The organism is Xenorhabdus budapestensis (assembly GCF_017743015.1).
Taxonomy (GTDB): domain Bacteria; phylum Pseudomonadota; class Gammaproteobacteria; order Enterobacterales; family Enterobacteriaceae; genus Xenorhabdus; species Xenorhabdus budapestensis.
Map to the genome: position 1 here is coordinate 3,629,818 of NZ_CP072455.1, position 14,872 is coordinate 3,644,689.

11 protein-coding genes are annotated in these 14,872 nt (G+C 42.0%); 5 read left to right on the forward strand and 6 right to left on the reverse strand.

Features of this window, described 5'->3' with window-relative positions:
• Window positions 1–107 precede the first annotated feature (107 nt).
• The 4 genes from recR to apt form a co-directional block, all read right to left on the reverse strand.
• A complete protein-coding gene (gene recR, locus HGO23_RS15990; protein WP_209027240.1) occupies window positions 108–716 on the reverse strand; it encodes a recombination mediator RecR in 609 nt (202 codons plus the stop codon).
• The gene (locus HGO23_RS15995) at window positions 716–1,045 is read right to left on the reverse strand and encodes a YbaB/EbfC family nucleoid-associated protein (protein ID WP_099135804.1); all 330 of its coding nucleotides are present in this window, start codon (window positions 1,043–1,045) and stop codon (window positions 716–718) included. The genes recR and HGO23_RS15995 overlap by 1 nt, the downstream gene beginning before the upstream one ends.
• Window positions 1,046–1,092: 47 nt before the next feature.
• Window positions 1,093–3,096: a DNA polymerase III subunit gamma/tau gene (dnaX, locus tag HGO23_RS16000; protein WP_209027241.1), complete on the reverse strand. Its 2,004-nt coding sequence runs from the start codon at window positions 3,094–3,096 to the stop codon at window positions 1,093–1,095.
• Window positions 3,097–3,193: 97 nt separating this feature from the next.
• Complete coding sequence (apt, locus tag HGO23_RS16005) at window positions 3,194–3,745, reverse strand: adenine phosphoribosyltransferase (protein ID WP_099135806.1); 552 nt, start codon at window positions 3,743–3,745, stop codon at window positions 3,194–3,196.
• 208 nt (window positions 3,746–3,953) lie between these two features.
• On the opposite strand from apt, the gene priC reads away from it, so the two are divergent.
• Together priC and rsmS are read left to right on the forward strand one after the other, a co-directional pair.
• Window positions 3,954–4,496, forward strand: coding sequence for a primosomal replication protein PriC (gene priC, locus HGO23_RS16010; protein WP_099135807.1), 543 nt, complete (start codon window positions 3,954–3,956; stop codon window positions 4,494–4,496).
• A 17-nt stretch (window positions 4,497–4,513) separates the two neighbouring features.
• Window positions 4,514–4,684: a pleiotropic regulatory protein RsmS gene (rsmS, locus tag HGO23_RS16015; protein ID WP_099135808.1), complete on the forward strand. Its 171-nt coding sequence runs from the start codon at window positions 4,514–4,516 to the stop codon at window positions 4,682–4,684.
• A gap of 36 nt (window positions 4,685–4,720) precedes the next feature.
• On the opposite strand, the gene mscK is transcribed toward rsmS, so the two are convergent.
• Together mscK and acrR are read right to left on the reverse strand one after the other, a co-directional pair.
• A complete protein-coding gene (gene mscK, locus HGO23_RS16020) occupies window positions 4,721–8,071 on the reverse strand; it encodes a mechanosensitive channel MscK (RefSeq protein ID WP_425330523.1) in 3,351 nt (1,116 codons plus the stop codon).
• 299 nt (window positions 8,072–8,370) lie between these two features.
• Window positions 8,371–9,021: a multidrug efflux transporter transcriptional repressor AcrR gene (acrR, locus tag HGO23_RS16025; RefSeq protein ID WP_145956621.1), complete on the reverse strand. Its 651-nt coding sequence runs from the start codon at window positions 9,019–9,021 to the stop codon at window positions 8,371–8,373.
• 151 nt (window positions 9,022–9,172) lie between these two features.
• Here acrR and HGO23_RS16030 point away from each other — a divergent pair, with 151 nt between their 5' ends.
• The 3 genes from HGO23_RS16030 (at window position 9,173) to tomB (ending at window position 14,851) form a co-directional block, all read left to right on the forward strand.
• The gene (locus tag HGO23_RS16030) at window positions 9,173–10,372 is read left to right on the forward strand and encodes an efflux RND transporter periplasmic adaptor subunit (RefSeq protein ID WP_099135811.1); all 1,200 of its coding nucleotides are present in this window, start codon (window positions 9,173–9,175) and stop codon (window positions 10,370–10,372) included.
• 14 nt (window positions 10,373–10,386) lie between these two features.
• Window positions 10,387–13,521 (forward strand): efflux RND transporter permease subunit, encoded by a 3,135-nt coding sequence (locus HGO23_RS16035; protein ID WP_209027243.1) that lies wholly within the window; start codon window positions 10,387–10,389, stop codon window positions 13,519–13,521.
• A gap of 961 nt (window positions 13,522–14,482) precedes the next feature.
• Window positions 14,483–14,851 carry an Hha toxicity modulator TomB gene (tomB, locus tag HGO23_RS16040; protein WP_099135813.1) on the forward strand — a complete coding sequence of 123 codons (369 nt, stop codon included), beginning with the start codon at window positions 14,483–14,485 and terminating at the stop codon, window positions 14,849–14,851.
• Window positions 14,852–14,872: the final 21 nt, after the last annotated feature.

Below are 14,872 nucleotides of genomic sequence, written 5' to 3' on the forward strand. Positions count from 1 at the left end.
TTATATAAATCATTAAAAACAATAAGTTATACAAGATATTATGGATGATGGGGCTCTCCGCAACACCATCCATTGGAATTTCCCATTAAAAAATAATGGGAGAACAATCACAAGTCAGTAATTTTCTGCCGGCCAGCAAGAGAATGGGATAGTGTTGTTCCATCCACCATTTCGAGTTCCCCTCCAACGGGAACACCATGAGCAATACGACTGGCAGTCACACCATATTGTGAGCACATTTCCGCAATATAGTTTGCTGTTGCCTCTCCTTCGACAGTCGGGTTGGTCGCCAGAATAATTTCTGACAGGGTTTCAGAAGACAAACGCTCTTCCAAGCGCTCCAACCCAATATCCATTGGACCAATACCATCCAACGGCGATAAATGCCCCATAAGGACAAAATAACGCCCCGCAAATTGACCGGTCTGTTCAATTGCGTGGATGTCCGCTGGGCTTTCCACCACGCAGATTTGACCATTTTGCTGGCGACGGGGATTGGCACAAATTGTGCACTGTTCCTGCTCTGTAAATGTCCGGCAGTCCTGACAATGACCAATTTCAGACATGGCGCGCGTCAATGCTTGCGCAAGCCGCATACCGCCACTGCGATCCCGTTGTAAAAGATGAAACGCCATTCGTTGTGCCGATTTAGGGCCTATACCCGGCAGGCAACGCAGTGCTTCCATCAAGGATTCAAGAAGAGGGCTGGTTTGCATCAGAAAGGCATCTTAAAGCCAGGTGGCAATTGCATACCACTGGAAACACTGGCCATTTTTTCTTTTTGAGTTTCTTCAATACGGCGAGCTGCATCATTGAATGCCGCAGCAATCAAATCTTCCAGCATATCCTTATCATCGTCCATCAGGCTTGGATCGATTTCGATACGGCGGCAGTTATGTGCACCATTAATGGTAACTTTCACCAAACCTGCACCAGATTCACCAGTCACTTCCAGATTTGCAATCTCTTCCTGCATCTGCTGCATTTTTTCTTGCATCTGCTGGGCCTGTTTCATCAAATTGCCCAAACCACCTTTACCAAACATAATTCTCTCTCTTTGCTTTAGACACAGTATAAATACACACTGCGAGGTTAAACAGGCCGGATACTTTCTTCATCCAATTCTGCATCGAATAACTGCTGAAGTGTTTGAATCGTTCTATCCGAAATAATGGATTGGCGAGCTTGTGCCAATTTTTCTTCATAAATGGCTTGTCGCCACTCCAACGGCGTTTTTACCGCTGGATTATCATCTTCAATGATACTGAGTTCAATAGGTTTACCATGTAATTCACTCAATGCTTCGGATAAAGATCTCTGTACCGATGCTGAATTAAGATGACGTTGTTTTGAACGCAAATGAAGGCAGAACTGACTTTCGTTAACCAGCTCTTTAAATGCATTCAATGCCACCTGTTGAACCAGTTTTGGAATATTCAAGTTATCAATTTCAGCGGCCCATGGATCTCTTTGCTTAGATTCAACAGCCAACTTTTCCAGCAATTCTGGTGTCTTTTCATATTCAAGCGCTGATTTGATCGCTTTTGGTGTTGTAGCAACTGGTTTTTCTTCAATATTTTTAGCACGCCAGCGATAAGCCTCTTGTTTTACAGGTTTAGATTCCCGTGCCTCGGGAATAAAAGATTGCGGCCGCTGTTCAGCCACCGTAACCAATCGCTCCAGTGCCGAACTTGCCGGCTTCGTCTTCACAGACGCTGCCGGCTCAACCTTTTTTGGAGGAGCGTTTCCTTGGCGAGAAAGCAGATTCCTCGCTTGCAGTAATTTTGCTGTCGGACTGTCAGCTACCGATTCTGCCTCTGATGTTTGGGGCGTTTTTTGTTCAGTAGATTTTTTGCTGACAATATTGTCAGGTACAGGATTATTTGGCTCGGAATTATTAGGTTTGGATTGAGCTATAAAACGCTGTTGTGCAGGTGTTGATGCAGCAATAACCGATGCAGCAGGCATTTCTACATTATGGGGTTCCGGCGTTTCTTCAATAATTGTTTTGGGATGAAACGCCAAAGCACGCAATAATGCCATTTCAACCCCCATTCTGCGCTCCGGCGCATAGGGGAGATCTTTACGACCAACCAATAAAGCCTGGTAATAAAGTTGTAAATCGCTAGGTGAAATTGATTTCGCCAGCCATCGCAAACGCCCTTCTGTTGAAGACGATTCTATGTCTGGTTGTTGAGGCAACAATTGGATCATGGCAATGCGATGTAACAACGATAACATCTCGACCAAGAGATTTTCCCAATCCATACCACGTGCTGCAACCTGATCAACCAGAGCCATAAGCTTCTGCCCATCAGCACGAACTAACGCTTCTATCATTTCCAGAGGCTGTTCATCATCCAGCGTGCCCAACATCTGGCTGACAATCTCTGCTGTCAGTTTTTCCCCTCCACCGAGAGCAATGGCCTGATCGGCCAGACTTAATGCATCACGCATACTGCCATCCGCTGCACGAGCCAATAGCTGACGGGCCCGAGCTTCGCTCTCTATTTGTTCGGCCTTAAGTACATGCTCCAATTGACCACTGATTTGATTAACATCCAGTGCTTTCAAATGAAATTGCAGACAACGTGAAAGAATAGTTACCGGCAATTTCTGCGGATCAGTCGTTGCCAACAGAAATTTCACATGTTCTGGCGGTTCTTCCAATGTTTTGAGTAACGCATTGAAACTATGACGTGACAGCATGTGTACTTCGTCAATAAGATAAACTTTGAAACGCCCTCTGGCAGGTGCATACTGCACGTTATCCAGCAATTCGCGGGTATCTTCTACTTTTGTTCGCGAAGCAGCGTCAATTTCTATCAGATCAACAAATCGTCCCTGCTCAATTTCAAGGCAGTTTGTACACTGTCCGCAGGGGGTTTTTGTGATACCTGTTTCACAATTCAGCCCCTTTGCCAACAGACGCGCAATAGTTGTTTTTCCCACACCACGAGTGCCGGAAAAAAGATAAGCATGATGGAGGCGCTGGTGTTCAAGACCATTAGCCAATGCAGTCAACACATGTTGCTGACCAATCACATCAGAAAAAATTTGTGGGCGCCACTTACGGGCAAGTACCTGATAGCTCATGAATACCGAGGAAATTGAACACGACTGTCTATCATGCTAGCACAGCCTCACCATGGACGGCGAGGCTGAAGTATCAATTATACAAAAATCAGAACAATCAGTGACCAGGAAATTCGACGAGAATGTAGCTGTCAACACCCTGATTTTTCAAACGCTCTGTACCACCCAAATCAGGTAAGCCAATGATAAAGGCGGCTTCAGAAACCTTTCCACCAAGGCGACGGATTAAGCGAACTGTCGCTTCGATTGTTCCACCAGTTGCAAGCAGGTCATCAATAACGAGAACTTTATCTTCGGCTTTGATACTGTCTTTATGAATTTCTAATGTATCAGTGCCGTATTCCAGATCATAAGTTTCACTTAATATCTCTCTGGGTAATTTGCCTTTTTTACGGACAGGAACAAACCCCACTCCCAAACGCAGTGCTACAGGTGCTCCAAACAAGAAACCACGCGCTTCAGTACCGACAATTTTGGTGATACCTTTTCCCTCAAAATGTGCGACCAGTAAATCAATCGTCGCTTGGTACGCAACGGGATTATCCAATAGCGTAGTAATATCACGGAAAAGTATGCCTGCTTTGGGATAATCAGGTATTGTTTCAATACTATCTTTAATAAATTGCAGTTTTTGTGCGTTAGCGGTCATAATTAATGCCAGCCAGTTAAAAAAATGAAAACGCTAAAATCTATGAAAACTACCGGAAAAAAGCAACAACAAAGCACGTTGCTGCTTATATTTGTTGATATGTATCAAACTTATCCTCTATGACATCCTGCATCATCATTAAACATAACTTTGATGATCGGATAGCATAGAATTTAACAAGAAGATTATTGACTATAACGGGATACTGATGGGTATACAAAATTTATTAGATGTGCTTGAAAAACAAATCAGTATGCTGGCAACCGAGTTAACTTCCCTGCCCGATACTCCATTTTCAATTGCTCGCTTTGATCAGGCTTTATTTCATCACCACAGCAATAGACTCAGTGGATATATGCAGGAAATTAACCAGAATATGGCCCAGTTAAAACATTGTGTTAGAGATAATCGTACTGTACAGGTCAAATTTCTCTCTGAACGTTTAGTAATGCAAATTGAGGCTCTGAAAAGAGAATTTTCCACCCAATCACTCCGCAGGCAAGAAGATAAGTTTGATCAACAGTCACAAGAACGAGATCTTTACCAACGATTAGCCGAACATCAAGATTATCAACGCCGTTTAATAGCAATGATTGATGATCGTGAGTTACAACTAGATCAACAAGTTGTATTGGCAAATAAATATAAACTGCAAAAAGAAATCGCCGCTCTGGCAGGAAGGCTTGCCCGTTGCCGTCAGGCATTAATGCGTATAGAAAAAGTGATAGAAAAACAGGAATATTCAGATTAATTAGAGGAATAACCGTTATGACTCTCGAAAATGCACCAGCTGAAGTTAAACTTGCAGTAGATCTTATTTATCTACTCGAATGCAATGAAATTTCCCCTGAAATCGCATTAGCTGCACTAGAGATCGTCAAACATGATTTCCAAGGGAAGCTAAAGCAAGAGTCTCAACAAACTGAGAAAAATGCCTGATAAACAATCATCAGGCATGTTCTTTAAAGTCATTCCTTAAGGTAAGAGCGGCTTGTCGTCAGAGGCTGGAGGTTCATCTGAATGACGTCGGCCACTGCTCACGGAGGGTTGAGGTACGGGATTTCGCATCATAGTCTTTTGAATCTCTTGCAGACTATTTCCCTGTCCATTATGCAAATAGACTTCCAGCTGATTGAACGCAATATTGATATCATTTTCCCGGCACAATTTATCTATACTGCGGTTAACTTCATCTACCGTGCGGCTGCGATCACCTAATTCCCGCACATATAACCTTAATTCATGATCCAGTGTGCTGGCCCCGAAACTCATAAAATAAACCTGTGGTTCTGGTTCGTTCATTACGCGGGGATTACTTTTCGCCGCCTGTAACATAACTTCTTTCACCTTATCGAGATCAGAACCATATGCAACACCCACCTTAATGATAATTCGGGTGATTGTGTCAGAAAGTGTCCAGTTAATCAGGCGTTCTGTAACAAATGCCCGGTTAGGAATAATGACCTCTTTACGATCAAAATCAGTAATTGTTGTTGCACGAATACGGATTTTACTGACTGAACCAGAATATGTTCCTATAGTAACGGTATCTCCAATACGGACAGGACGTTCAAACAAAATAATCAAACCTGAAACGAAGTTGGCAAAGATTTCCTGTAAACCAAATCCCAACCCTACCGAAAGTGCTGCTGCCAGCCATTGTAATTTATTCCATGAAACACCCAGTGTTGCCAGTGCACTAATCCCCCCAACACCGATGATAAAATAAGTCAGCGTTGTCTTAATGGCATAAGAGGAACCTTGTTGTAACTGTAAACGGGATAGTACCAATACTTCCAACAAACCCGGCAGGTTTCTCATCATGACCCATGAGATAACCAGCATCGCTATGGAAAGTGCCAAATCTTTCAAGGTGACATGTTGCAGGACATTTCCCAGCTCTGTTGTCGTGCTGTATTGCCACAGATTAATTCCGTCAAGGTAAGAGAATACCGTCACCAAGTCAGACCAAGTCCAGTAAAAGGCCATAAAAAAGATCAGAAACAGCACCATCGTGGTTAAACGTAATGATTGCTGGTTAATAAGATCCAACGCCATTGGTGGTTCTTCTACCACTTCACCTTCTGCACCTTCTTTTGCTTGAGCCTGACGGCGGGCAATCGCCCGGTGATACGCAATACTACGCGCTGCGAGGCTTAATCCACGCAGACAGGACTGATAGCAAATATGCCAGAGAAGTAGCAGATAAACACTGTAAAGCCAGCGTTCAGATAAACGTAATGCCGTATAGAAGTAGCCGGATACTGTCAGCACAATCAGAACCAACGGTGCAAAAGTCAATGTCGTTATCACAATGGTTTGGATCATATGCGAACTTTTTTCACGCCATACCTGACGACAGAATGGAAAAATAAAAATAAAAACAAAGAACAGACAAATCAGTACCGTACATTGACCAATAACATCATCAGATAAACGAAGTGGATGTTTAACACCCAGAGTTACCCAGAACAGAAGCGGCAATAAAGCGAGTGACAATCTCACGAGATTCTTGCGAAATAGTGAACACATTTCTCTGCTCAGTGAGAAATGCTGTTCTCCGATCCCACCTTTATCCAGAATTTGGTAACTGCATCCATAGACAATCCAGAATAACGCCATTTGACGGGAGAATCCCCAAACCAACTCCCCTAACTCATCACCTGACTTCGAGTACCAGTAACCTATTGCCAGAATAATAAAAGCCAGTGGCAGTGTCTTTATCAGCGTTAGAATCAAGGCCAGTGGAGTATGTAATTGACTATCTCTGCGTAATTGCCCTACCTCAGCAGAAATTTTCTTCAGTTGCACATTAATACTTTTTGTCTGCCAACGTAAAAACAACCCTACAAGTAAAAGGGGAATAACAAAGTGAATGGAATTCTGTAACCCGGTGATAAGCCCGCTGATCGTAAAATGAACATTAAAATGCGTCAGCTCCTCATGAGCTAATGCTGGCAGTGATTTCAACCATGCCCAGTTCATAGGCTTATTGCTATTAACCCAGAAAATCTGCTGGACGAGCGTCTGTTCCAGCGATTGAGTCACATCCAATAACTCCTGTTGATCCATCTGCAAATTAATGGCATGTGTAATCTGCTGACCAAGCAGATTGTTCAGTTGGTTCAATAAATCCCGACGAATCTCAAGCAATTGCCCTATCGCATTACGAATTTCCCCAACTACCTCTTGAGGCTCATCTTTTATCTCACTGGCATGTTGGTTCAATAGTTGATTGATATAGTCATTAACCAAGTAAAGCTGATCACGTTGCTGAGCAATTTCAAACTGTTCTAACCGCAAATCGGCAATTTTTGTTGGTAAATCCTTTGTCAGAGCATTTCGGGGTACTTTGAGCTGCTCCTGAAACAAAATGCGTGATAACAATAAGCTTCCACGTAACACCTTAACTTGTTCTTTCAAACCACGCTCAGATTGGATAGCTCTATCCAGAAAATTCTTTACCTGAATTTTTTTCTGCACAAGTTGGTTATTATCCCGTGTTGCCGCTACTAAACGCTCACTAAAATCACGATTTATCTCAATTTCTTCCCTGATCAGCGGATTAGACTGAATATCGGGATTAGTATCATCTGAATTCTGCACCTCTTTGGCGGTTTCTTCCGAAACAATTAGGTGTCTTCCATTAACAATATCCTGAATTAACTGGACATACCGTTCCAATTGTTCAATTTGGAAAGAAGTGTAATCACGTTGAAGCTGTAAAAGGGTTTGCAACTGGGTATTCACTCGCAAGGACTCTTTCTGGTAGTCCTTTTGTTGCATCAAGAAAGATTGCTCTACCAATAATAATTCGATTTCGGTATGACGAGCCTCGGACTGTTCCGTGATTGCGTTATTAAGCTGATTACGAATTTGCTGCAACCGTTGTACATTATGATACAGCAAATTTTGTGCTCGCTCTGGCTGCGTTTGTAACCCAATCAGTTGGCTATTATAACTGGCGAGATTGTCCTGTGCTTTTTGCAGACTGTTCAGTGTATTGTTCAGTTTGGTTTCAAGTTGTTTCAGGGACAAAGTAGCCAGATTTTGCTTATATTCACCCTCATTCTGTTGAGAATTATTCTTCAGATTTGCTAATTCAGCGGTGAGCTGTTGTGATTTCTGCGGCAATTCCTGTAAATTTTTTTTAAGTTGCTCAGAATCCAGCTTAACCTGATCTATTTTATCAAAGAAAGAGAGCGTTTTTTCTAAGTCGGCTATTGAGGTTTTCTCCTCAACTGTATGCTCTTTACGCTCTGTTAACACTTTAAGTTGATTCTGGATATCATCACGCGTTGGAACATCACTGCTGAATGCAGCCATAGCTGGATGAAAAAAGCATGACAGAAGAATAAATAGGCTCACCAGTCCTAAAAAGCGAAAATACAGTATCCCAGGTCTTTTATTGCACAAGACCCCCTTATTGAGTACTACACTCAAATAGTGGTTAAATGGAACCATGAATTCATCTACTCATCGTTTGCAGATAATGGAATGATAGCACTGAAGTGCGGGCAACACTGCTATGTTTATTTTTCAGCCCAGTGTCAAGAATCTACTTTTGAACACATAACTACTGGTCATAATAAAAATTGATTCCATCCATATTTATCTCATGTTATTCAAAATTTGTTTTCTTCAATACGACGCAAGTGATGGCTATATTTTAGTGTGTCGATGAAACTATCCACCAGATATACAGATTGCTCCTGAATATTAAAACTGTCCGGCGCAAATAACCAATTCTCCAATAACCCGGTCATTAATGCTCTTAGCATAATAGCTGAACGTTTGGGATCGATATCATAAGGCAACTCTCCCGATTGAATACAAGCAACCAACACATCTTCTATTTTTTGATAATCGGAAATACATACCTCCCGAATCTGCTCAGCCAATAAAGACATTTCTCCAATAAACTCACATTTATGGAAAAAAATTTCCATTAACAAACGGTTCTGGCAATTACCCGTCATCATTTTTAACAGAAAAATCAACAGAGATCTCAATACAAGGAGTGGATTATTGGGATATTTTGCTTGATACTCTTTTTCAAAAGCATCTATTGTGCTTTCGGGCATTTTACAAGCAGCAAAAAGCAAATCAGTTTTGTTTTTAAAATGCCAATAAATTGCGCCGCGTGTTACACCGGCTGCAATTGCGATATCTGATAATGACGTAGCAGAAACGCCACGCTCAGAAAAAACCTTTATCGCAGCTTCTATAATTTGTTGACGAGTTTCTTTAGCTTGCTGTTTAGTTTTTCGTGCCATTTTTATGCCATAAACTTTGTTTTTTAACCGAGGCTGATTTACATACATTCATGTATGTTTGTACTATAGCATCGCTCATCAATGAAGTAATAATTTCACTCGTTAGCACTCATCAATTCGAGAGTTTACATTGAAAAATTGAGGTTTACTTATGCGAAAAATCAGAGGGGTTGTGCCTCTGGCCACATTACTGGTACTTTCAGGCAGCTTCATTCTCTCAGGATGTAATGACAGTCAAGATTTTCAGCAAGGGGCTGCTGGCGAGCAGGTTCCTGAAGTCGGTATCGTAACGCTGAAAACTGAACCTCTGACAGTGATCACAGAATTACCGGGCAGAACTTCAGCTTATCGCGTTGCTGAGGTACGCCCTCAAGTCGGCGGCATCATTCTGAAACGTAACTACAAAGAAGGCAGTGATGTTCATGCCGGAGAATCTTTATATCAAATTGATTCAGCAACCTATCAGGCAGATTACAGTAAGGCCAAAGCAAATCTGGCCAGAGCAGAAGCAAACGAGAGCGTCGCTCGTTTAACTGTTGAACGCTATAAGTCATTGCTGGGTACACAATATGTTAGTAAACAAGAATTTGATAAAGCAAATTCTGAATATGCTCAGGCTGCGGCAGATGTTCAATCTTTGAAAGCGGCATTGGAAAGTGCCCGCATAAGCTTAGCTTATACTAAAGTCACTTCTCCCATCTCAGGACGTGCAGGTAAATCTACCGTCTCTGAAGGAGCACTGGTTTCTGGCGGGCAGTCAAATGCTTTGACAACGGTTCAACAACTTGATCCTATCTATGTTGATATCACGCAATCCAGCGATGACTATCTGCGGCTTAAGAATGAGATCGCAAAAGGCACAGTTCAACGAGAAAACGGTAAGCCCAAAATTCACTTAATCACTGATGCAGGGAAAATGTATAGCCAGACTGGTCACCTTGAGTTTTCAGACATTACTGTGGATGAAACAACGGCTTCCATAACAATGCGTGCTGTTTTCCCGAATCCAAATGAAGAACTACTTCCCGGTATGTTTGTCCGTACCAAACTGGAAGAAGGAGTACGCAAAAATGCGATTTTAATTCCTCAACAAGGGGTGACTAGAACACCTCGCGGTCAAGCAACGACATTCGTCATTGATAAAGATAACAAAGTGGAATTGCGTTATATCAATGCCACTCAGGCCGTTGGCAACAAATGGCTGGTTACCAAAGGCCTGAAAGCGGGTGACAGAGTCATCGTCACAGGGTTGCAGAAAATCGCGCCGGGAATAACAGTTCAGCCAACAGAAGTTGATTTGGATGCCAAGCCTACAACAACTAAAACTGAATCAGCCAAAAAATCTCAATAAGGAGTTGGGGATTCATGCCTAAGTTTTTTATAGAACGACCAATCTTTGCATGGGTAATTGCGATTATCACTATGCTTTCTGGTCTGTTGGCAATAATGAAATTACCTGTGGAGCAATATCCTTCTATTGCACCGCCATCGATTTCTATCTCAGCAAGTTATTCTGGCGCTGACGCAACAACAGTACAGAATACGGTCACTCAAGTTATTGAGCAAAATATGAATGGGATCGATAACTTAGTGTACATGTCTTCTAGTAGTGACTCTGCCGGTCGCGTGAGTATCACACTCACCTTTGAAGCGAACACAGACCCTGATATTGCACAAGTGCAGGTACAAAATAAACTGCAACTGGCAATGCCTTTGTTACCTCAGGAAGTTCAACAGCAAGGCGTTAGCGTTGATAAAACAACCAGTTCATTTTTAATGGTCGCGGGCTTCATTTCTGAAGATGATTCTATGACTCAGGATGATATCTCCGACTATGTTGGAGCCAGTGTCAAAGACTCACTCAGCCGCGTTACTGGTGTGGGTGAAGCAATGCTGCTTGGTACTCAGTATGCCATGCGTATCTGGCTCGATCCTGACAAGTTAGTCAATTATAAAATGACTGTACAAGATGTCATGAAGGCCATCAAGGATCAGAACAACCAAGTTGCAGCCGGTCAGCTAGGGGGAACACCTCCTGTTCCCGGGCAACGCCTAAATGTTTCCATCATTGCCCAGACACGTCTAAGTTCTCCCGAACAATTCAGCAAGATCCTGATACGTGTAAATCCTGATGGTTCAAAAATCAGTCTGAGTGATGTAGCTACTGTTGAGCTTGGTGCTCAAAACTATGGCTTCATCGCCCGATTCAACGGTAAAGCTTCGTCAGGGCTCGGTATCAAATTAGCAACCGGTGCCAACGCCTTGGATACGTCTAAAGCTGTCAAGAAAGTACTGGCTGAACTGCAACCATTTTTCCCGCATGGTTTGACCGTTGTATATCCGTATGACACAACTCCCTTCGTTAAGATTTCTATTTTCGAAGTGGTGAAAACACTGGCAGAAGCTATCCTGCTGGTCTTCGTTGTCATGTATCTGTTCCTGCAAAATTTCCGGGCAACATTGATCCCAACCATTGCGGTTCCGATCGTATTGCTGGGTACATTTTCAGTACTGGCCGCATTTGGTTACTCCATCAATACGTTAACCATGTTTGCCATGGTACTTGCCATCGGGCTACTTGTAGACGATGCCATCGTCGTGGTAGAAAACGTTGAGCGCGTCATGCAAGAAGAAGGGCTTTCACCAAAAGAAGCCACAAAAAAATCAATGGGACAGATCCAAAGTGCTTTGGTCGGTATCGCACTGGTACTTTCTGCGGTATTTGTTCCAATGGCGTTTTTTGGTGGATCGACCGGTGCAATTTACCGTCAATTCTCGGTGACAATCGTCTCAGCAATGATATTGTCTGTATTTGTCGCCTTGATCCTGACACCAGCACTCTGTGCAACCATGCTTAAGCCCGTTACCAAAGGCAGCCATGGCATTCAAACCGGTTTCTTTGGCTGGTTTAACCGTTTGTTCGAAAAAAGTACGCACCACTATACCGATAGTGTGGGGCGTATGTTACGTGGCACAGGACGTTATCTGCTGATTTATGTTGTACTGATCGCAGGTATGGCTCTGATATTCATGCGTATACCCTCTTCTTTCCTTCCACAAGAAGATCAGGGTGTATTGCTGGCAATGGTTCAGTTACCTTCCGGATCAACTCAGGAGCAGACACAAAAAGTATTGGATGAAGTTAATGATTACTTCTATACCGATGAAAAAGACGTTGTTCAATCTGTATTTACCTTAAACGGCTTTGGTTTTGCCGGTATGGGACAAAATATGGGGCTGGCCTTTGTTAGCTTAAAAGATTGGGATGAACGTAAGGCTGCAAAAGACAAAGTCCAGGCAATCCTAGACAGAGCTAACATCCGTTTTTCACAAATCAAGGAAGGGATGGTATTCGCATTTAACATTCCGGCGATTGTGGAATTAGGCTCCTCCAGCGGTTTTGATTTCCAGCTAATTGATAGAGGAAACCTTGGACATGAAGCTCTGACAAATGCACGTAACCAATTACTAGGCATGGTCGCTCAACATCCCGATATGCTCACGAATGTTCGTCCAAATGGGCAAAATGATACTCCTCAGTACCGTTTCTATATTGATCAGGAGAAAGCAGAAGCACTGGGTGTTTCCGTCAATGACATCAACACAACATTAAGTACGATGTTTGGTGGTGCTTATATCAATGATTTCATCGACCGAGGCCGGGTCAAAAAGGTTTATATTCAGGCCAATTCAGCTTTCCGTATGTTGCCAAAAGATATTGGCAAGCTGTATGTCCGTAACTACTACGGTGAAATGGTGCCATTCTCTGCGTTCATAGATACTTCCAAAGAACCGTGGATTTATGGTCCTCCGCGTCTGGAACGCTATAACGGATTACCATCAATGGAAATCGTCGGTGAAGCTGCCCGCGGAAAAAGTACCGGTGATTCAATGGCCCTGATGGAAAAACTTGCTTCACAGTTGCCACCGGGTGTTGGCTATGACTGGACGGGAATGTCTTATCAGGAACGCTTATCAGGTAACCAAGCACCGGCACTATACGCTCTATCATTGATTGTCGTGTTCCTCTGTCTGGCAGCACTGTATGAAAGTTGGTCCATACCATTCTCTGTAATGTTAGTTGTACCACTAGGGGTTATTGGTGCATTACTGGCAACTTTAATTCGTGGCCTGGACAACGATATCTACTTTAAAGTAGGTTTGCTAACAACAATCGGTCTGTCTGCAAAGAATGCCATCCTTATCGTTGAATTCGCCAAAGATTTGCTAGAGAAGGAAGGTAAAGGACTAATAGAAGCAACCTTGGAAGCCGCGAGAATGCGTTTACGTCCGATTCTGATGACTTCTTTAGCCTTTATGCTAGGTGTCATGCCTTTGGTCTTGAGCAATGGTGCTGGCTCTGGAGCTCAAAATGCCGTAGGAACTGGCGTACTGGGAGGTATGATTGCTGCAACATCGTTGGCAATCTATTTCGTCCCTGTATTCTTTGTTGTAATTAGACGCCGTTTTAGCAAAAAAAATGAGGATTATACCCTATAGATTTCAAGATGCAGCGCGACGGCAAGGGAACGAATTTGCCCATCCAAAGGCAGGCCTCCGGTGAGAGGCAGGAGCCTCTCATTAATCCCCGGTAACACAGATAACTATGTGATCGGGGTGAGTGAACACAGCCAACAAAGCGGCAACTTGAAAGATGACGGGAATAAAACACATTTCATCTCCTCAATAAATCCAGTAATTAACTTAAAAGGCCACATCCGTGGCCTTTTATATCAAGCCAATAACATCAACAACAAAACATCTTCTCATGTATCCAACATGGAAAATCACCTTTACCACAGTCAAAATAAATATTTATGAAAAATAGCCTACATTTAAAATGTGATATCTTTACGTTTTTTATAATAAATGGAAGATAAGTTAGTAACTTGACACCTGTTTCTTCTGATTACACCTTTAATGGTAAAAAGTGTTCCCCCTTGATGATGATATATGTAATAATGACGTTATATTGATTTTGAAAGTTCCAATACAATTACCCATACCCAAGTCAAATTCAAGTTGCAGCGTGATAACAAACAACTTACAAGCCTCCAGAAGCATAGATAACTATACCCAGTAACTGTGCTTAGATAACATATGTGAGTGAACGCAGCCAACGCTATAACCAGCAAAAAAGTAGCAATTTGAAAGATGGAGGGTATATAATGATTTTTGTACCTACTTGCTATAACATCTACTATATTAGTATAATCCAATATATTTGATGACATATGTGTTTACATCCATATTTTTTGTAGCATGCTAGCTTTTGACCTTAATTAAGTGTAAATTGCTCACCTTTAAAAAAGCGTGTTGGTGAACGCAAAAAAATATAGAGTCTTATTATTAATAAATAATAATCATGTTTTGATAGGCTTAATTCTAAAAGAACGACTATAATAATTGATATGTATAAGCCTTAGCTCAAATAATCCGTGCGTTGTTTACGGGGGTGATTATGGATGAATATTCACCAAGAAGACATGATATTGCTGAATTAAAGTACTTATGTGAAAATTTAATTCCCGAAGCATTTTCAGTGTTGAATCGCACTGATAATCATTGGATAAACGACCTTACTTCTGAAAAAAGCTTAAGACTAAACGAATTTATCGAACACATTACTGTGTTTGTTTGGAGTTTTAAAATTAAATATACTGATAACTACAACCTCAGTACCTTAATTGATAAATATCTGGATGAAACATATAACTTGTTTGGAAGTGATAAGATAAGCTTTGTTGAACTGACAAAGTGGCAAAGAACAAATGAACGCTTAACTAGCATTCTGTTACATGATTTGAACGCTTCTTTAAGTAAAATCTGATAAATATATTCCTAACTATTT

Coding starts and splice junctions, on each gene's coding strand:
- dnaX (WP_209027241.1), bottom strand. CDS start 3,096: ATGAGCTATCAGGTACTTGCCCGTAAGTGGCGCCCACAAATTTTTTCT.
- apt (WP_099135806.1), bottom strand. CDS start 3,745: ATGACCGCTAACGCACAAAAACTGCAATTTATTAAAGATAGTATTGAA.
- rsmS (WP_099135808.1), top strand. CDS start 4,514: ATGACTCTCGAAAATGCACCAGCTGAAGTTAAACTTGCAGTAGATCTT.
- tomB (WP_099135813.1), top strand. CDS start 14,483: ATGGATGAATATTCACCAAGAAGACATGATATTGCTGAATTAAAGTAC.
- HGO23_RS16035 (WP_209027243.1), top strand. CDS start 10,387: ATGCCTAAGTTTTTTATAGAACGACCAATCTTTGCATGGGTAATTGCG.
- acrR (WP_145956621.1), bottom strand. CDS start 9,021: ATGGCACGAAAAACTAAACAGCAAGCTAAAGAAACTCGTCAACAAATT.
- mscK (WP_425330523.1), bottom strand. CDS start 8,071: ATGGCTGCATTCAGCAGTGATGTTCCAACGCGTGATGATATCCAGAAT.
- recR (WP_209027240.1), bottom strand. CDS start 716: ATGCAAACCAGCCCTCTTCTTGAATCCTTGATGGAAGCACTGCGTTGC.
- HGO23_RS16030 (WP_099135811.1), top strand. CDS start 9,173: ATGCGAAAAATCAGAGGGGTTGTGCCTCTGGCCACATTACTGGTACTT.
- HGO23_RS15995 (WP_099135804.1), bottom strand. CDS start 1,045: ATGTTTGGTAAAGGTGGTTTGGGCAATTTGATGAAACAGGCCCAGCAG.
- priC (WP_099135807.1), top strand. CDS start 3,954: ATGGGTATACAAAATTTATTAGATGTGCTTGAAAAACAAATCAGTATG.